This window comes from Parapedobacter sp. ISTM3, from assembly GCF_016533505.1.
Lineage (GTDB): Bacteria > Bacteroidota > Bacteroidia > Sphingobacteriales > Sphingobacteriaceae > Parapedobacter > Parapedobacter luteus.
Genome location: NZ_JAENGN010000001.1, coordinates 187,749 through 206,002, shown reverse-complemented (window position 1 = coordinate 206,002; position 18,254 = coordinate 187,749). Strand labels below are relative to the sequence as shown.

12 protein-coding genes are annotated in these 18,254 nt (G+C 49.3%); 8 read left to right on the top strand and 4 right to left on the bottom strand.

Annotated features, from left to right (window positions below; all coding sequences use genetic code 11):
- Nucleotides 1–46: 46 nt before the first annotated feature.
- Nucleotides 47–3,031, bottom strand: coding sequence for a TonB-dependent receptor (locus tag JHJ32_RS00920; protein WP_200119245.1), 2,985 nt, complete (start codon nucleotides 3,029–3,031; stop codon nucleotides 47–49).
- Between the two features lie 557 nt (nucleotides 3,032–3,588).
- Complete coding sequence (locus tag JHJ32_RS00915; RefSeq protein WP_200119243.1) at nucleotides 3,589–3,756, bottom strand: hypothetical protein; 168 nt, start codon at nucleotides 3,754–3,756, stop codon at nucleotides 3,589–3,591.
- 44 nt (nucleotides 3,757–3,800) lie between these two features.
- On the opposite strand from JHJ32_RS00915, the gene galK reads away from it, so the two are divergent.
- From galK to JHJ32_RS00890, 5 genes are read left to right on the top strand one after another with little or no spacing between them, the layout of a single operon-like run.
- On the top strand, nucleotides 3,801–4,976 hold the full coding sequence (gene galK, locus JHJ32_RS00910) for a galactokinase (protein WP_200119241.1): 1,176 nt from the start codon (nucleotides 3,801–3,803) through the stop codon (nucleotides 4,974–4,976).
- A gap of 25 nt (nucleotides 4,977–5,001) precedes the next feature.
- Nucleotides 5,002–6,075 carry an aldose epimerase family protein gene (locus tag JHJ32_RS00905; protein WP_200119239.1) on the top strand — a complete coding sequence of 358 codons (1,074 nt, stop codon included), beginning with the start codon at nucleotides 5,002–5,004 and terminating at the stop codon, nucleotides 6,073–6,075.
- 9 nt (nucleotides 6,076–6,084) lie between these two features.
- Nucleotides 6,085–7,233 carry a hybrid sensor histidine kinase/response regulator gene (locus JHJ32_RS00900; RefSeq protein WP_079717297.1) on the top strand — a complete coding sequence of 383 codons (1,149 nt, stop codon included), beginning with the start codon at nucleotides 6,085–6,087 and terminating at the stop codon, nucleotides 7,231–7,233.
- Nucleotides 7,234–7,235: 2 nt separating this feature from the next.
- The gene (locus JHJ32_RS00895; protein WP_200119237.1) at nucleotides 7,236–10,799 is read left to right on the top strand and encodes a response regulator; all 3,564 of its coding nucleotides are present in this window, start codon (nucleotides 7,236–7,238) and stop codon (nucleotides 10,797–10,799) included.
- Between the two features lie 8 nt (nucleotides 10,800–10,807).
- Nucleotides 10,808–11,194 carry a response regulator gene (locus tag JHJ32_RS00890; protein WP_200119235.1) on the top strand — a complete coding sequence of 129 codons (387 nt, stop codon included), beginning with the start codon at nucleotides 10,808–10,810 and terminating at the stop codon, nucleotides 11,192–11,194.
- A gap of 1 nt (nucleotide 11,195) precedes the next feature.
- On the opposite strand, the gene argH is transcribed toward JHJ32_RS00890, so the two are convergent.
- Nucleotides 11,196–12,527, bottom strand: coding sequence for an argininosuccinate lyase (argH, locus tag JHJ32_RS00885; protein WP_200119233.1), 1,332 nt, complete (start codon nucleotides 12,525–12,527; stop codon nucleotides 11,196–11,198).
- A gap of 149 nt (nucleotides 12,528–12,676) precedes the next feature.
- Here argH and JHJ32_RS00880 point away from each other — a divergent pair, with 149 nt between their 5' ends.
- Nucleotides 12,677–15,577, top strand: a complete 2,901-nt coding sequence (locus JHJ32_RS00880) for a S9 family peptidase (protein WP_200119231.1) — start codon at nucleotides 12,677–12,679, stop codon at nucleotides 15,575–15,577.
- A 372-nt stretch (nucleotides 15,578–15,949) separates the two neighbouring features.
- Here the strand turns inward: JHJ32_RS00880 and JHJ32_RS00875 are convergent, their stop codons facing one another.
- Nucleotides 15,950–16,534 (bottom strand): Crp/Fnr family transcriptional regulator, encoded by a 585-nt coding sequence (locus JHJ32_RS00875; protein ID WP_079717301.1) that lies wholly within the window; start codon nucleotides 16,532–16,534, stop codon nucleotides 15,950–15,952.
- Nucleotides 16,535–16,668: 134 nt separating this feature from the next.
- Here JHJ32_RS00875 and JHJ32_RS00870 point away from each other — a divergent pair, with 134 nt between their 5' ends.
- Both JHJ32_RS00870 and JHJ32_RS00865 read left to right on the top strand, forming a co-directional pair.
- Entirely contained in the window at nucleotides 16,669–17,607 is a 939-nt protein-coding gene (locus JHJ32_RS00870) for a ring-cleaving dioxygenase (RefSeq protein ID WP_079717302.1), read from the top strand.
- Between the two features lie 6 nt (nucleotides 17,608–17,613).
- Nucleotides 17,614–18,237 carry an alpha/beta hydrolase gene (locus tag JHJ32_RS00865; protein ID WP_200119229.1) on the top strand — a complete coding sequence of 208 codons (624 nt, stop codon included), beginning with the start codon at nucleotides 17,614–17,616 and terminating at the stop codon, nucleotides 18,235–18,237.
- Nucleotides 18,238–18,254: the final 17 nt, after the last annotated feature.

Sequence of the window (18,254 nt, the reverse complement as noted above, 5' to 3'; positions counted from 1 at the left end):
ATTGTTCTTGCGTTGACAATTTTCTTAAAATCCACTGCACGGCAGACTAAAACCTTAGCCTCACACCGAGTAAAAATGTACGAGCGTCCGGATAACCGTATTGATCAATTCCTCGGGAAATCCCGCCGCCAACAGTATTAACCTCGGGTGTATAAAACGAATAATCCGTGATGGTGAACAAATTTTGTGCAGACAAATACACCTGAGAGTTTTCCAGATTAAGCGCTTTAAGACGCAGATTCTTAAACGTGTACGCCAGTTGCACGTTCCGCATCCGGATATACGACCCGTCCTCTACATATCGGTCGGATGCCCGGTAAACGGTAGTCGAACTAATTTTTGGATACTTTGCGTTCGGATTGGGATTATCTGCGGTCCAATAATTGCCCATAACATCCTGTATTTGGTTGATTCCAAAGCTAAACCCATCAGCTATATTCGTAAAACCATAGTTGAAGATGTCGTTGCCTTGTACACAGTTGAGCAAAAATGAGAGTGTCAAATTCTTATAGGTGAGCGATGAATTGATACCCAATATATAGTCAGGGTTGGGGTCACCGATAATGGTACGATCCGACGCGTTGATGACACCGTTCCCATCTAGGTCAACAAAATTGATTGCCCCGTCGGCGGTTAGTCCGTTTTCCACATACCCGTAAAACACGCCTACAGGGTGCCCTTCCCGCACTAAGCTGACCGGCAAGCCGACAGGAAGGCCCAAGGTGGCGCCAAAGATATCAGCACCGTCAGCCAATTCAAGCACCTTATTGCGGTTCATCGAAAGGTTTACACCCACGTTCCATTTAAACCGATCATTATCTACGATTGCACCATTTATCGAAGCATCTATCCCTTTGTTTTCCACGCTGCCCACATTCCTTGGTACAGACACGTATCCGCTGGACAAAGGAAGCGGAGAAGACGTCAGCAAATCCCGGGTTTTCTTATGGTAGTAATCAAACACCAGCGATAGCCGATTGTTCCAAAAACCTAGGTCTATGCCCACATCGAACTGTCCGGTGGTTTCCCATTTCAACTCAGGGTTCGGCTGGATACCTCCCGGCCCGTAGCCCACTGTTAAATTATCATCGAATACCACGGGAAGCCCTAGAAGCACTGCCTGCGATTGATACGGATCGATGGATGTACTACCGGTCTTTCCCCAGCTGGCCCGCAGCTTGAAATCGTTGATAGTCGTAGATAGATCCCCCCAAAACTCCTCACCGCTAATCCGCCAGGCTCCAGCCACCGAAGGGAAATACCCCCATCTGTTCTCCCGGCCGAACCGCGAAGAGCCGTCCGCACGGATGCTAGCAGTCAACAAGTACTTGTCCTGGTAAGAATAATTAACCCGCCCCAGCCAAGAAAGGATAGAATATTCCGTTCGATACGATTGCGGGATCTTCGGGTCGTTACCAGACTGCAAATTCAGGTTGGTCAGCAAATCCAACGCAAAACCAGTAGCTCCGGCTGTCACTCCCTGGGTGATTGTGCGTTGGCTGGTCAGCCCCCCCAAAGCTTTTATTTCATGCCCGTTTCCAAACCGTTTTGTGTACGTCATGGTGTTTTCATTGACCACATTCATTACTTCACCATAGCTGAGCGTAGCATCGCCATTGGCCGATACCTGAAACATCCTTGGCGAATAAAAATCGGCCCTATTGTTTTGGTACTCCACACCCACGGAGGTACGCAGCACCAAGTCATCGGTCAGGTTACCGGTCAGGGCACCATTGGCAAGCAAGCTTTTCCGGGTGGTTATATCCGTGCGCTCGAGCGCCGTCATTACCGGGTTCTCCGCAATATCTGGACTGAAAGCATACGCCCGGATGTTTCGGTAGCTACCATCTTCGTTATGAATTCCGATCGTAGGAGGTGCGATAAGTGCGCCGCTTAGCACACCGCTGCCCCGTTCGGTGTTGTCACTCTTGAGGATATTGCTTTTCGAACGGTTTACTATCGTATTCAAGGATATATTCCACCCTTTAAACAGTTCATGGTCTATCGTATTGCGAAGTTGCATTTGTTCATAAAACGAGTTGAGAATAACCCCCTGCTGATCAAGGTAGTTGCCCGAAATACTGAATTTCGTACGTTCACTGCCGCCAGCTATCAGCACAGAGTGATTTTGCATGGGGCTCGTATCGAAGATGGCGTCCTGCCAATCCGTTCCTTCACCAAACGAAGCGATTTCTTCGTCCGTAAAAAAGGGCGCCACACCATCATTGGCCGCTCGCTCGTTGGCAAGGACAGCAAAATCACGCGCACCAAGCATATCCATGGTCTTGTAAACGCTCTGCCAACCGTAATAACCGTTGTATTCGATCTTCGTACCCGTTGCCGTCCCCTTTTTTGTGGTCACCATCACCACGCCATTTGCACCGCGCGATCCATAAATTGCAGTCGCTGAGGCATCCTTCAGTACCTCCATGGAGACGATATCATTTGGATTTATAATTTCCAGCGAACCTGATATCGGAAACCCATCCACCACATAAAGCGGTTCGTTGCCCCCCAGAATTGAATTTCCCCCACGCACCCGGACACTCAGCGCGCTGCCTGGCTGTCCCGAATTCTGCAATACTTCCACCCCCGGGGTGATACCAGACAAAGCCTGCAAGGGACTTCTTACCGCTTGGGCACTTATCTGTTCGCCCCGAATCGTGGCAACAGACCCTGTAATCTCCGCACGGCGCTGCGTTCCATAACCTACAACGACGACCTCTTCAAGAGGATTGTCACTGGTCAGCTGTACATCGATTATCGTAGATTCAGCTACAGGTATTTCTTGCGTAGCATAGCCCACGTAACTAAATACAAGCGTCTGCCCGTCCAAGGCGGCTATCTGGTAGCGCCCCGCATCGTCCGTAGAAGAACCGCTCCCCGTTTGCTTCACCTTGACGGACACACCGACCAGGGGCATCCCATTCTCAAAGGCAGTTACCGTGCCTGAAATGGTTTGCTCCTGCGCTTTGGAAGGCAGGAGGAAGGACATCAATAGTCCTAGCAATAAATAAATTTTTTTTTTCATATCAACTCATTTAGATTATTCGTAACTCATACCCAAAAAAAACGTGTCCTGTTCCAGCAACTTAAGCTGGCTGTAAAATCCCGACCCGATCGTTCATTTCGGCATAAGTAATTGGCTCCACAAGTATAGAAAATATCATTTACATTTATGCATGTTTATGCATGTTTTTTCATTTTGTTACAAAAACAAACCCTATTTTAATCCAAAATACCATCTTTTGAATAGAACCAGCTGTATCACTACACAGAATACGCAAGAAAACGCACAAACAATCGCGCCTTTCCCAACGTTCATTGACACACGTTCGCCCTGCCGGTAGTTTTGAACAATTCCGATGTTTCCCGCAAAATTTCTGGTCTAGGTGTGCGCGGTGTGAGGCACCCGCTCTGCAACACGTCGCTCCCGATGGTTCATCGCAGCAGCACGATGGCACGCCTGCTGGGGTTCGGTGACCGCACCGCACATTTGCGCCATTGTTAACCGAATAAACTAAAAAGAAAAGGCAACTTATATTCATATTGATATACTGTTTTAGGTAAATTTGGAGTAAGGTTGACTTAAGTCATCGATATGGAGAATGTGCCTGAAGTTAGGCTGCCACGGGACATCGCATCGAAGACCTCAGGATGGCGGAAAGCGCTGCTTTTAACGACGCCCGAGGGCGAGCTAATCCGCTGCTGTTTTTTGCGGTTGCCCTGCTTCGCAGGCTTCCATCCTTGACCCATCCATTTTTTTTCGTACTTTAGACGCTTGATTTTTATAAACGCTAATGAACACCACAGCAGTAACTTCCTTACAAGATTCAGTATATGAGAAATTCCAAGCGCTCTTTAACGACACGCCACTCATCGTCCGGTCGCCGGGCCGCGTAAATCTCATCGGCGAGCACACCGACTACAACAATGGGTTGGTGCTCCCCGCCGCTATAGATAAAAACATCATCGTCGCTGTCGGAAAACGGAATGATGGCGCCATACGGCTGCATGCCTTGGATCAGGACCAATCATATTCCTCAACGCTGGCCACCATTGAACGCTCGCCGCTGCTTTGGCCAGATTATATTTTGGGCGTCGTGCAGCAGTTGCAACAACGCGAGTATCCGTTGCACGGGTTTAACCTCGTATTTGGCGGCGATATTCCTCAGGGGGCTGGCCTTTCGTCTTCTGCGGCCTTGGAGTGTGCCACCGCTTTTGCGCTCAATGAACTGTTTGCATTAGGCATCCAACGGCTGGATATTGCGCTTATCGGGCAAGCTGCCGAAAATGAGTTTGTCGGCGTCAAATGCGGATTGATGGATCAATTTGCAAGTGTATTCGGACAAGAACAACGATTAATCAAATTGGATTGTGCTGACTTCTCCTACGAGTACATTCCGTTTAATAATCCAGATCTGCGGATCGTATTGTTTGACACGCAGGTCAAACACTCCCTGGCTTCATCGGCATACAACGAACGCCGGGAACAATGCGAATATGGACTGTCACTTATCCAACAGCACAACCCCGAAGTGAAAAGCCTGCGTAACGCTACCCTCGCGCAGCTTGACCAATATGTAAAGCCTGTGGACCGGGTGGTGTACAACCGGTGTTATTACGTAGTAACGGAAATACAGCGACTACAAGATGGCTGCGAGGACCTGAAGCAGAACGACTTTGAGTCATTTGGCCGGCGTATGTTCGAGACCCACGACGGGCTCCAGCACCTGTATGAAGTGAGCTGTGACGAACTGGATATTCTGGTAGACCTTGTGCGGGACAATCCAGCGGTATTGGGCGCCCGGATGATGGGCGGCGGATTCGGCGGCTGCACCATCAACTTGGTGAGCGCAGACCGGGTTGAGGAGGTGATCGCTGCTGTTACCAATGCTTATACGGCAAAGACCGGATACGCAGCACACGTTTATGTCGCCAATATATCAGCAGGTACCAGCGTAATAACCGGATAAGCGTTTCAACATAACAGATCAAACCATGACTCATTATACACTGCCCAAAGCACGTAACTTCGAACATCAGATCTCGGGCAAAAACACGCACCTTATCACGCTGGAAAACAGCCGTGGGATGGCCGTAGCACTTTCTGATTACGGTGCCCGTATCGTGAGCTTGCTTGTACCCGATAAACACGGCAATCCCACCGATGTCGTATTGGGTTTTGACAGCATTAAGGGCTACCTTGCAGCAGACGAACAATACCACGGCGTGACGGTGGGCCGATTTGCAAACCGCATTGCCAACGGGCGCTTTACCATCGACGGTGAAACGTTCTATATCGAACCGAACAATGGCCCAAACGCCCTCCACGGCGGCGCCAACGGATTTCACAGCCGAATATGGGACAGGCGCATCGTCTACAAAGAAAAGGCCGATTTCTATTACGTAGCTGCCGATGGCGAAGAGGGGTTCCCGGGCAAACTTTCCGTCATGGTCAAATACCGATTGACGGACAACAATGAACTCATCATCAGCTATCGGGCGCAGACCGATAAGCCTACCGTCATCAACCTAACCAACCACGCCTATTTTAACCTCAACGGAGAAGGAAACGGCGATATACACAATCACATTTTGCAAATACAAGCGGCCAATTACCTTCCGGTAGATGAACATCAAATCCCTACCGGTGTACCGGCACCCGTGGAAAACACACCCTTTGATTTCCGGACGCCTAAGCTCATCGGGCAAGACATCATGCAGCCCGACGATCAATTAATCAAAGGCAACGGAGGGTACGATCATAATTATATCTTGGATACGGAAGCACTGGCTAAAAAGCGCCCGGTAGCTACGGTGCGGTCGCCGGTCACGGGCATCAACCTTGAAGTACTGACGACCGAACCGGGGCTCCAGTTTTATACCGGCAATTTTCTCACAGGCAAAGACAAAGGAAAACGAGGAAACCCCTATGAAAAACATGGGGCATTCTGCTTGGAAACCCAACATTTTCCGGATTCACCCAACCAGTTGGATTTCCCAACCACATTACTTTTACCCGGACACGTATTTGAATCTCAAACGATATATCGATTTTCAGTAGTCAAGTAGCTTTACACGATGATATTAATCGTAGACGACAAAATTGAAAACATTAAAGCACTAAAGAAGATTCTGACAGCGCAGGGCTTCGAAGTGGATACAGCATCGTCAGGGGAAGAAGCCTTGAAAAAAGTACTAAAAAATGATTATCAGCTCGTAATACTCGATGTGCAGATGCCAGGCATGGACGGTTTCGAAGTTGCTGAAGCCATCTCGGGTATTAGTAAAACCAGCGAACTGCCAATCATCTTTCTCTCTGCGGTAAATGTCAGTAAAGCTTTCATCACAAAGGGATACACCTCCGGTGGCCATGACTACCTGGTGAAACCGATCGACCCGGACATCCTCGTACTTAAAATAAAAATGTTTATCAAGCTCCAAGAACAAGCGAAGGAGCTGGCCCGTACGCAGCAGGAATTACGCAACGAAATAGCGCACCGCATCCGGGCGGAAGAGAAGAAAGACGAGTTTATCGGAATGGCAAGCCATGAGGTGAAAACCCCGCTGACCTCCGTGAAAGCGTATATCCAACTTGCCGGCGTGGCCATCCATGACAACAAAATCGCCAGAGCGCTACAGTTTATCAATAAAGCCAATAACCAGGTGGATAAGCTAAACCACATGATGACCGAGCTGCTTGATATTGCCAAGATGGAATCGGGAAGGTTAGATTTCAACCTCTCCGAATTTAACCTCAACCAATTGTTGGATGATGTGCTCGATATTTTCCAACAAAGCAACCCCGAGCGTGAGGTGATTCGAAGCGGAAACGCAGACATCGTGGTCCGGGGAGATGCACTGCGGCTGGAGCAGGTTATTCTTAATTATCTGTCCAATGCCGCGAAATACTCGCCCGAAACGGAAAAAATACACCTTGATGCCTGCGAGACCCCAGACAACGAAATCCGAATCAGTGTGAAAGACCATGGGATTGGCATAGACAAGAAAGAACAAGTCAATCTCTTCACGAAATTTTACCGAACCAAACAGTCAAGCGCCGAATACCGCGGCTTGGGAATGGGCCTCTATCTCTGTGCGGAGATCGTCAAATTCCATGGCGGAAAATACGGTGTAGAAAGCCAGTTGGAGAAGGGTTCCACCTTTTATTTCACCTTGCCTGCATCTGCAAGGATAACCGTTAATACACCACCACCCCAAACTTCCTAGTTATGTATAGTAAAGCAAACGCTAATCTAAAAACTGGTTTTGGCTTATCGATTTTGTTACTGATAATCAGTTCCGTAATCTCTTACATCTGTATTGACAGGTTGCTGCATAGTTCGGAAGAAGTACGCCGGACCCACGAGGTGACCCGGATAATCAGCCAAACGATATCCAGTATACGGGAAGCCGAATCGGCACAACGTGGATATTTGCTTACCGGGAATTTGCTCTTTATGGATCCCTATTCCACGGCCTGCCGACAGGCCCATGAATACATCGACCAGGTGCTGCAGCTCACCCGTGACAATCCTGCCCAACAGGAGACCGGACGGCAACTAAAAGAAACACTCAGTTTGCGCATTGCCCGCATGAACGCAATGATAGAAACCAAGCAGAAGACCGGTGCAATCAACACGGAAGACATGGAGGTGGGCCGGACCTTTATGATAAACATTCATACACTGGCCGATCAAATGATCAGTGAAGAAAACCGCCTGCTTGATACCCGTACCACCGTACAAAACCGATTTGCCACGTATACACCCGGCGTGATTGTGCTGGCGGCACTACTGGCCATTCTGGTCGCCGTGGTTTTTTACATACGAATCGTGCGCGATATGGCTGTGCGCAGGGCCATGGCGCTGCAGCTGGAACAAAAAGAATGGGAGATGCAACAACGTATCGATTTGATACAAGGCATTGCGGCTCAAATTTCAGCAGGAGATTACACCATCCGGATAAACGACGAGGAAAAAGATGCCCTCGGCAGCTTAGCAGGCTCGCTCAACCGAATGGCCGAATCCCTTGCCCTATCTTTTGAACGGCTTGAAAATAATGAATGGTTACAAAGCGGCGTGGCGGAGCTAAACGAAAAGATGGTCGGCGAAAAACAGGTGGATACCATCTGCACCGATATCATCAATTTCCTGGCTGAATACACGGACAGCAAGGCCGGAGCCCTTTATCTTATCAATGGTGATACGCTCTTCCTTGAAAGTGGGTATGCGCTCCAACCGGACAAGGCCACCAGCATCGCACCGGGTGAGGGTATTGCTGGGCAGTGCATGCTTAGCCAAAAGGCGATGGTACTGGACGGAATCAATGCGGAGGCGGTGGTCATTTCGCACGCTACGGGAGCAATTAAGCCGGGCGGTGTGATTGCCTTTCCGATATTCCATGAACGGAAGGTCATCGGCGTAATCGAGCTGGCTGCGCTGGATCCATTTACCCCCAACGAGCTGGCATTTTTCAATGCAGCCGCCCAGAACATCGGCACGGCTATCTATGGCGCACAAAGCCGCAAAAAGCTCCAGGAGCTCTTGGAAGAAACCCAAACGCAGGCAGAGGAACTGCAAGCGCAGCACAGCGAATTGGAGAACTTGAATACAGAGTTGGAGGCCCATGCGCAAAGGTTGCAAGCGTCGGAAGAAGAGTTGCGGGTGCAGCAGGAAGAATTGCAACAAAACAACCTCGATCTGGAAGAGCGTAACCGCATCATTCGTGAGCGAAATGCGGAAATCATGAAAAAAGCCAAGGAGCTCGAACTCAGCACGCAATACAAGACCGAGTTCATGGCCAATATGTCGCACGAATTACGTACACCGCTCAACTCCATTTTGCTGCTCTCTCGCTACCTCGCTGAAAACAGCGAGCAGAACCTGACCGACGACCAAAAGGAATCAGCTTCGGTCATTTACAACTCTGGAAACGGCCTTTTGCAACTGATTGACGAACTACTTGATCTTTCCAAGATCGAGGCGGGCAAGATGGATGTAGAATACACCACCGTACACGTCGCTGAGGTGCTTGATAACATGGAAAGCACTTTCATTCCGGTAGCCAACGACAAAAAGCTCGAATTGCAGGTCATTAACGCAATGCCGCAAGCGTTCACCTTGGAGATTGACAAGATGAAACTGGAGCAGATATTGAAGAATTTGCTTTCCAACGCATTGAAATTTACCTCCGAAGGCCATGTCAAATTAACCGTAAACACCAAGGCTAAAGACGAAGACTGGCTGGAGTTTACCGTGGAAGACACCGGGGTGGGCATTCCCAGCGAAAAGCTTTGGCAGGTGTTTGAAGCTTTCACGCAGGCAGATGGCTCAACAAAGCGCAAGTATGGCGGCACAGGACTCGGGCTTTCCATCAGCCGCCAACTGGCTCGGCTACTCGGGGGTGATATTGACGTGAGCAGCGAGCTCGGAAAAGGAAGCATCTTCACACTGACAGTTCCTGTTGCCAAGCCAATAGCGCAAGAAACAGGTGCGCCCAACCCCGCCGTTGATAGCTACGAAGCTGCACAACCCGCAGACCCGGCTCCTTTGCGACATATCGAATCGGTCATTCCCCAGCCGATACCGGATGACCGGAGCCGTATAACACCCGTGGATAAGGTCATCCTAATCGTCGAAGACGATACCGCATTTGCCAAAGAGCTACTCCGCTTTACCCGCAGCCAACATTACCGGGGAATTGTTGCCGTACGAGGAGACGAAGTCATGGAACTGGTCCTTCGGTATAAACCCCTGGCAATTCTACTCGACATCAAACTGCCCGTGAAAGATGGCTGGCAGGTGATGGAAGAATTGAAATCAAATACCGAAACCCGCCATATACCAGTGCACATCATGTCTTCGCTGGAAGCAAAGAAAGAAAGCCGCCAACATGGAGCGGTCGAATTTTTCAGCAAACCCATGGCCCTTGAACATATGCAGGAAATGTTCAGGAAGCTGGAAAAGGCACTGGCAAAGGGTTCGAAAAAAGTACTCATCGTTGAAGAAAACACCAAACATGCCGAAGCATTAGCCTACTTCCTTGAGTCATTTAAGATCTCGTCTAGTGTGAGACACTCGATAAACGACAGCGTCGACAGCCTTTTAAAGAATGAGGCAGACTGCGTCATTCTGGATATGGGCGTACCGGACAAAAATGCCTACGACTTGTTAGAAACCGTGCGGCAAAACCCTGGGCTGGAAGACGTACCCATCATTGTGTTTACCGGCAAAAGCCTATCTCCCGCGGAAGAATTCCGCATTAAGCAATATGCCGATTCCATCGTCGTCAAAACGGCCTATTCCTATCAACGGATTATCGACGAAGTCGCTATCTTTTTACATTTGGTAGAATCGCAGAAAGAAAACCTGGCGAAAACCGGCAAACTGCAACTCCAAATGAAAGATGTCTTGCATAAGAAAACCGTACTGATAGCCGATGACGATGTGCGCAACATTTTTTCATTGACCAAAACGCTCGAAAATTTAGGAATGCATGTGATAACGGCCACCGATGGGGTAGAAGCATTGGAACAATTGGAAAACCATCCCGAGACAGACATTGTGCTGATGGATATGATGATGCCGCACATGGATGGTTATGAAAGCACCACGAAAATACGGCAACACCCGCAATTCAAGGATTTGCCCGTAATCGCGGTAACGGCCAAAGCGATGCTCGGCGACCGCGAAAAGTGCATTACGGCGGGAGCATCGGACTACATCTCGAAACCGGTAGATATCGACCAGCTGACTTCCTTACTGAGGGTATGGTTGTATGACAGAACCACATAGCGATTGCCATGGAAAAGAAAATTCTTATTATTGATGACGACGCCCGGAATATTTTTGCGCTGGCACTCACGCTGAAAACAAAAGGCTATCCCTGCTTGTCGGCTACCAGCGCAGCGGAAGGCTTGGAATTATTAAAACATCATCCCCAGATAAGTTTGGTGCTTTTAGATATGATGATGCCCGACATGGATGGCTATCAAACGCTCACAGCCATCAAGGGCGATAGCCGGTATGCCCATTTAGCCGTGATTGCCGTCACCGCACAAGCGATGCGCGGCGATAGGGAGAAATGCTTGGAGGCCGGAGCCGATGGCTACATCGCCAAACCAATCGATGTGGACAAACTATTGCAACTGCTCAAAGAGCACGGTTTGAATGCACGCGAGCGCGGTTGATTCAGTCCACCAATTTACGTAGAGCTTCGTTTACCCGCTCGAATCCGAATGCTGTGACCACCGCGTCAAAGGCCTGTCGGATTTCAGCATTGCAAAGGTTACCAATACTGCCTTCGTGTGTGTGATTGACGGCTTTTTGCGGTTTAAACGTACCCGCCTCAATGGCTAATCCAATGTTGCGGTAAGCTTCACGAAACGGAATGCCTTTCCGCACTTCATCGTTTACCACTTCCACGCTGAATAAGTAATCGTACTTGGGGTCTGCCAGTATATCGTCTTTGATTTGGATATGGTCCAGCATAAACGCCGTAATCTCCAAACACTCATTTAGGGATTTAAAGGCAGGAAAAAGATTTTCTTTGAGCAATTGCAAATCGCGGTGGTAGCCGGACGGCAAGTTTGTCGTCATCAAGGCTATTTCGTTGGGCAACGCTTGTATCTTATTACACCGGCCCCTTACCAATTCGAACACATCTGGATTTTTCTTATGAGGCATGATGCTGGAACCTGTAGTCAGGTGGTCCGGGAAGCCTATAAAACCAAAATTTTGGTTGATGTACAGACAGATATCCATAGCCAGTTTGGCCAGGGTGGCCGCTACCGAACTCATCGCTTGTGCCAGTATACGCTCGGTCTTTCCGCGCCCCATCTGCGCATACACCACATTGTAATTGAGGGTTTCAAATCCAAGCAATTCCGTGGTCAGCCTCCGGTTAAGCGGAAACGACGATCCATAGCCAGCGGCAGAGCCGAGGGGGTTTTTATTGCATACTTTCCAAGCGGCCAGCATCACCTCCATATCGTCTACCAGGCTCTCGGCATAGGCACCAAACCAAAGCCCGAATGAAGACGGCATGGCTATCTGCAGGTGGGTATAACCCGGCAGCAACACCGATTGGTATTTGTCGCTCAACGAAACAAGCCGGTTAAACAGGTCCCCCGTATTTTTGACCATGCGTTCGATTTCGGTACGGAAAAAAAGCTTCAGATCCACCAAAACCTGATCGTTGCGGGAGCGGCCACTGTGGATTTTTTTCCCTGCATCGCCGATGCGCTGTGTGAGCAGCAGCTCCACCTGCGAATGCACATCTTCCACATGTTCGCCAATGGAAAAGTCACCGGCTATGACCTCACGGTACAGCGCCTTGAGTCCATCTTGCACCGCAGCCAAGTCCCGGCTATCCAGCAACCCAATGGTATGCAGCATGCGGGTATGTGCCAATGATCCCAAGACATCCGCAGCCGCCAATTGCAAATCGAGTTCGCGGTCATTGCCCACCGTGAATGCCTCTACGAAACGATCTACGTCGGTATTTTTTTGCCAAATCTTCATTTCAAGGGCAAACTTATGCAAAATGCTTGGCATTCAATAAGCGGCCGTAAATAAACGATATCAAAAATTTGCATTTCTTGCAAAAGAACTGGCAAAAAGCGATATTTTAGCCTACACATTACAAGTAACACCAAATTCACCGTAGCACAATGAAGAAAACACTGCTTTCCCTTTTCCTTTTCGTGGCCGCATTTTCTACTATCGGAATACGTGCCCAAGAAAAACCCCCATTGACGTGGCAGGATATCGCCGCCTGGCAGTACATACGCCCTTACAACACGGCCCTATCGCCCGATGGCCAGTGGCTGGCATGGGTAGATGGACCTACGGAAGGCGATCTAAAACTCGTCTTGCGCCATACCCAGGATACCTTGCGGTATGATTTTGCCATAGGGGGCACCGCAACTACGGCCGTATTTAGCCGCGATGGAAAATATGCCGCATTTCGCGAGTCGCCTAAACGCGCCGAAGCCAAGGCAGCGGAAAAAGCACGGAAACCCCTCTACAGCAAACTGCACGTTATTTCGTTGCCGGATACCCAAAAGGTGGTCTTTGAAAAAATCAAAGACTTCGGTTTTTCCGGCGAGCAGCCGGCCTGGATAGCCGTTAGCTTTGCCGCACCGGACGGAGCACCAAAAGGCGATGATGCCCCTAAAGGCACAGACCTACTGTTATATCATCTAGCGACCGAGAAGAGCTTCAACCTGGGCAATGTATCAGCCTATGCGTTTAATAAAACGGGCAACTACCTCGCGTACACCGTGGATGCCAACGGGCAAAACGGCAACGGCATCTTCTTACGCGATATGGCTACCGGGATTACCACAGCTCTTGACAATGACAAGGCCTCCTACAGCCGTATCCGTTGGAACGATGAAGGCACTGCCTTCGCGTTGCTCAAAGCCAAGAAAGACGAAGCTTATAAGACTCCTGTATATAGTGTCATTGGCATCAGCCGCATCAACGGCGATCATACCGCAAAGGTCATTTACTCGGGTATCGATGATGAACACTTCCCCAAAGGGAAAGGCATCAGTGAGCATGGCGATGTGTTTTGGTCTGACGATCTGAGCACGCTTTTCTTCGGCATCGCCAAGCTGGAGAAGAAAGCCGGCAAAGCGGACGGGCCTGGCAACGCGGATTCGGTAGCCAGCAAAGACAGCATCAAGGCCGACTCCGCAGTAATCGCCAAAGCAGACACTTCCCAAGCGGGCAAAACGGCGATAGCGGCCAAACCTAAAGACAAAGCGGATGTTGAAAAACCAGACGTGATCATTTGGAATTGGCAGGATAAACGCCTGCAATCAGCCCAGCAGGTACAGCAGCAACGCGACAAAAATTTCAGCTTTGCCGCCGCATATCGTCTGGCAGACAACCGCTTCATCCAGTTGGCAGACAGCACCATGCGAAACGTCACCATAGGCCCCAAGCAGCTGTATGCGCTGGGCTACGATTATTCGCCTTACGAATGGAGCAACAGCTTGGATGGACAAAGTTACGTCGACCTCTACCTGATTGACACTAAAAACGGCGAAAAAACCCTGTTGCTCGAAAAATACTACCAGTCTGCCGCACGAGGGATTCCCTTTGCACCGAACGGTAAGCTGATTAGCTATTATCAAGACGGCGCATTCTATTCGATTGATCTCACCACCCGGCAGACCTACCCACTCACCGCGCAAGTCGACGCGTCGTTTGTGAATGAAAAGGATGACCATAACGTCACCAAACCGGCCACGCCTCATTTCGGATGGTCGGAAGATTCGAAGTTTGTTTTTATTCGCGACAATTATGACCTTTGGCGTATCACCGCCGACGGCAAACACGCCCTATCATTGTCTGACAATTGGAAACAGACCAAGACGCAGGTAGCGGGTGCCTATCGCATTTATCCGAATGACAAAGCGATCGACTTAAAAAAACCGCAGTACTTCGCTGTGTTCAACGATGCCACGAAACAAAGCGGCATCGCACTGCTGGGGGCAGGCAAAACAAGCTTGCAGCTTTTGTTTATGGATGACCACGGCTACAGCGGCCTACAAAAAGCCGAAGATAAACCGGTATTTACGTTTACAAAAGAAAACAGCGTCAAATCACCAGAATGGCTGGCGAGCTCCGCTCCCGACCTCGCCAACGCCACCCAACTGACCGAAAACACCCCTGACCAAAAACACTACGCCTGGTCATCCGGTGTAAGGCTGATTAATTACGTAAGTGATCATGGAGACACCCTCCAGGCTGCTTTATACTTGCCCGCAGGCTATGAGGAAGGGAAGCATTACCCCACCATCACCTATATCTACGAGCGGCTCACCCAGGGCCTCAACAGCTATGCCATGCCCGCCTACCCCGGCGGCGGCTTCAATCGGACAGTGTATACCAGCAATGGTTATGCGGTACTGATGCCCGACATCAAATATAAGCTCAATGATCCGGGTATGTCAGCCGTAGCTTGCGTAATTCCTGCAGTCAAGGCAGCCATCGCTACAGGCATTGTCGATAGTGATAACGTAGCCATACACGGGCACTCATGGGGCGGTTATCAAACCTCATTCCTGATCACGCAGACCAACATCTTTAAAGCAGCGGCAGCCGGCGCACCGCTCACCAACATGATTAGCATGTACAGCCTCATTTATTGGAACAGCGGCAGCACCAACCAGCCCATATTCGAAGCCAGCCAAGGCAGGCTCACTCCTGGTTACTGGGACAACTGGGAGGCATTCACCCGCAATTCGCCTATTTTTCACATCAAACAAGTGCAAACCCCATTACTGCTGCTCCATAACGATAAAGATGGCGCGGTAGATTACACGCAGGGCATCGAATATTACAATGGTTTACGCAGGCTTAATAAGCCCGTGGTGATGATTACGTATAAAGGCGAAAATCACGGTATCGCGAAAGATCCCAATAAAAAAGACTATGCCGTACGGATGCTTGAATTTTTTGACCATCACCTCAAAGGCAAGCCGGCGCCTGATTGGTGGGAGCGCGGCATCGATTTGCTTGATATGGAAAAACACCTTGACGAGCGGGCATTCCGTTGATGGATTAGGAGATATTTCATCCAATACAAAAAAGCGCAGCATAAAACTGCGCTTTTTTGCAATGCCCTGCTAAAAGGATAAAGCAAATTATTGTGAGTGTTTACTCACTTATTTTTAAAAAAAACCTTTGCGGTAATAATTTATATTCATACGTTTGTAGCCATAACAGGGGAAAATGGTATTGATTCAGTTGCTTTTGGGAAAATCAAAAAGGTAAGTGAATCGTGAATTACTCGATATTGTAAACATAAATTGATGATAGACTTCCACGTCTTAAAACTGGGACAAAAATTTGCTAACCAATTATAAACCTATTTGTTTATTTTTTATTTGACAAAAGCGGTGTAAAGGCTGGGAACTTTTACGCCGCTTTTAGTCTTTACGTGTAGCCAACCGCTTTCTTACCTTACTTAAAAATTCAGGCGTCATCCCCAAGTAAGATGCGATATAATGTTGTGGTACACGCAGCACGATTTTGGGGTATTGCCGGACAAACTCCAGATACCGCTCTTCTGCCGTTTGGGCAATCGTGCGAATCAGCCGATGCTCCAGAGCAGATAGATGGCGTTGCACCATGAGCCGAAAAACCCGCTCAAATTTGGGCACCTTTGCCAATAATTCTTCTTTGCGCGATGGATTAAGCGTCAGTAGCTCGCTATCCTCCATGGCTTCGATATACAGGAGGCTGGGTTTATGTTCATGGAAGCTCCCGATGTCACTTACCCACCAATCCTCAACAGCAAACTGCAAAATCACTTCGCTGCCATTTTCGTCGATATAATAAGTACGGATGCACCCTTTTACGATGTACGCCTCAAAATCACAAACTTCGCCCTGCCGTAGCAGCAACTGCTTTCGCTTCACTGATTTGGCTTTTAATAACCTGTTGAATACCGCAAGGTCGTCCGGCGAAAAGTTTGCGCAGCGGCTTACATAATCGTTAATGACAGCAAACATCGTTAAGTTTATTGTTTGTTGAATCAAACATAACAATTATTTGTATTAAATACACAAGGCCATTTCTTGTCATAGGTTAATGTGCAGGGGATATGACCTTTCTATTTTTGCATCAACAAAGAAAGGATAATATCATGGACAACAGCATTTTGGGCATCCACCACATCACCGCCATCGCGGGGGACGCCAAACGTAACTACGATTTTTATACCCGTATATTAGGCTTACGGATGGTCAAGAAAACCGTCAATTTCGATGACCCCGAGACGTATCACTTCTATTTCGGTGATGAAGTGGGTACGCCGGGTACCATCCTCACTTTTTTCCCGTGGGGTAACCGCGTGCGCCAAGGTCGCCGCGGCACCCAGCAAGTCACCGAAATCGGTTATGCAGTACCCCAAGGAAGCCTTGAGTTTTGGCGGCAACGGCTTGACGCCAACAACATTATTTATAATAACGTCGCTGAAAAATTCGGCGAACAGTACCTTTCGTTCATCGACCCCGATGGCCTGAAGCTGGAACTCACCGTTCCCCAAAAAACGGATACCCGTACACCTTGGGAAACTGACGAAGTAAAAGCCGACCACGCCACGCGCGGATTCCACCACATCACCATCACCACCACCAAGATGGACGCCACTGCACGTATCTTGACTGAGATATTCGGTTATCGTCTCCTCCAACAGGAGGTAAACCGCTACCGTTTTATTACCGATACGGTAGCGCATGCGGCGTTGGTGGACATCGTCGAGGCTCCCGGCGAAGCCGTGGGGCTCGTTGCAGGCGGTTCCGTCCATCACGTCGCTTTCCGGGTCAAGGATGAAGCTGCATTGATGCACTTCAGGGAAAAGATCATCGCCCAAGGACTCAACATCACGGAGAAAATCGACCGCAATTACTTTTATTCGCTCTACTTCCGTGAACCGGGCGGCGTATTGTTTGAGATTGCCACGGACAATCCCGGTTTCGCCACGGATGAAACCGTAGCGGAGCTTGGCAGCGGACTCAAATTGCCGTCGCAATATGAAGGGTACCGCAAGCGGATTGAGCAAGTTTTACCGCAATTAGATTAATCTGCTATGTACACGCACGAAAAACAAATCATACAAACTGGCAAATTGGCTGCACACGCCAAAAAAGCCGTAGTGCTGCTCCACGGACGGGGCAGCACTGCACAAGGCATTCTCTCCCTGCAGCGCCACCTACACGTCGAAGACGCGCTGTTGTTTGCTCCCCAGGCTACCAACAACTCGTGGTATCCTTATAGCTTTCTGGCACCGGTAGCCAACAACCAACCTGCTTTGGACTCGGGGCTTGCCCTCTTGGATGAAGTGGTTGCGGAAGCTGCCGGGCACGGCATCACTCCCGATCAGCTTTATTTCGTCGGCTTTTCACAGGGAGCTTGCCTTACATTAGAATACGTGGCACGCCGTGCCAAGCGGTATGGCGGCGTGATAGCGTTTACCGGCGGGCTTATTGGCGAAACACTGAATATGGCCAATTATCAGGGCAATTTCGACGGCACCCCCATCCTGATCACCGCCGGGGACAACGACCCGCATGTACCACTGTACCGAATTGGAGAAAGTGTCGTTGTCCTCCGTGAAATGGGGGCCGATGTCAAAATGGAAATTTATCCTCAGAAGCCGCATAGTATCAGCGCTGATGAAACATTGCTGGCGAATGAATTTGTTTTGACCTGACATTTCAACGTTATATT

Coding starts and splice junctions, on each gene's coding strand:
- JHJ32_RS00920 (WP_200119245.1), bottom strand. CDS start 3,031: ATGAAAAAAAAAATTTATTTATTGCTAGGACTATTGATGTCCTTCCTC.
- JHJ32_RS00915 (WP_200119243.1), bottom strand. CDS start 3,756: ATGGGTCAAGGATGGAAGCCTGCGAAGCAGGGCAACCGCAAAAAACAG.
- galK (WP_200119241.1), top strand. CDS start 3,801: ATGAACACCACAGCAGTAACTTCCTTACAAGATTCAGTATATGAGAAA.
- JHJ32_RS00905 (WP_200119239.1), top strand. CDS start 5,002: ATGACTCATTATACACTGCCCAAAGCACGTAACTTCGAACATCAGATC.
- JHJ32_RS00900 (WP_079717297.1), top strand. CDS start 6,085: ATGATATTAATCGTAGACGACAAAATTGAAAACATTAAAGCACTAAAG.
- JHJ32_RS00895 (WP_200119237.1), top strand. CDS start 7,236: ATGTATAGTAAAGCAAACGCTAATCTAAAAACTGGTTTTGGCTTATCG.
- JHJ32_RS00890 (WP_200119235.1), top strand. CDS start 10,808: ATGGAAAAGAAAATTCTTATTATTGATGACGACGCCCGGAATATTTTT.
- argH (WP_200119233.1), bottom strand. CDS start 12,527: ATGAAGATTTGGCAAAAAAATACCGACGTAGATCGTTTCGTAGAGGCA.
- JHJ32_RS00880 (WP_200119231.1), top strand. CDS start 12,677: ATGAAGAAAACACTGCTTTCCCTTTTCCTTTTCGTGGCCGCATTTTCT.
- JHJ32_RS00875 (WP_079717301.1), bottom strand. CDS start 16,534: ATGTTTGCTGTCATTAACGATTATGTAAGCCGCTGCGCAAACTTTTCG.
- JHJ32_RS00870 (WP_079717302.1), top strand. CDS start 16,669: ATGGACAACAGCATTTTGGGCATCCACCACATCACCGCCATCGCGGGG.
- JHJ32_RS00865 (WP_200119229.1), top strand. CDS start 17,614: ATGTACACGCACGAAAAACAAATCATACAAACTGGCAAATTGGCTGCA.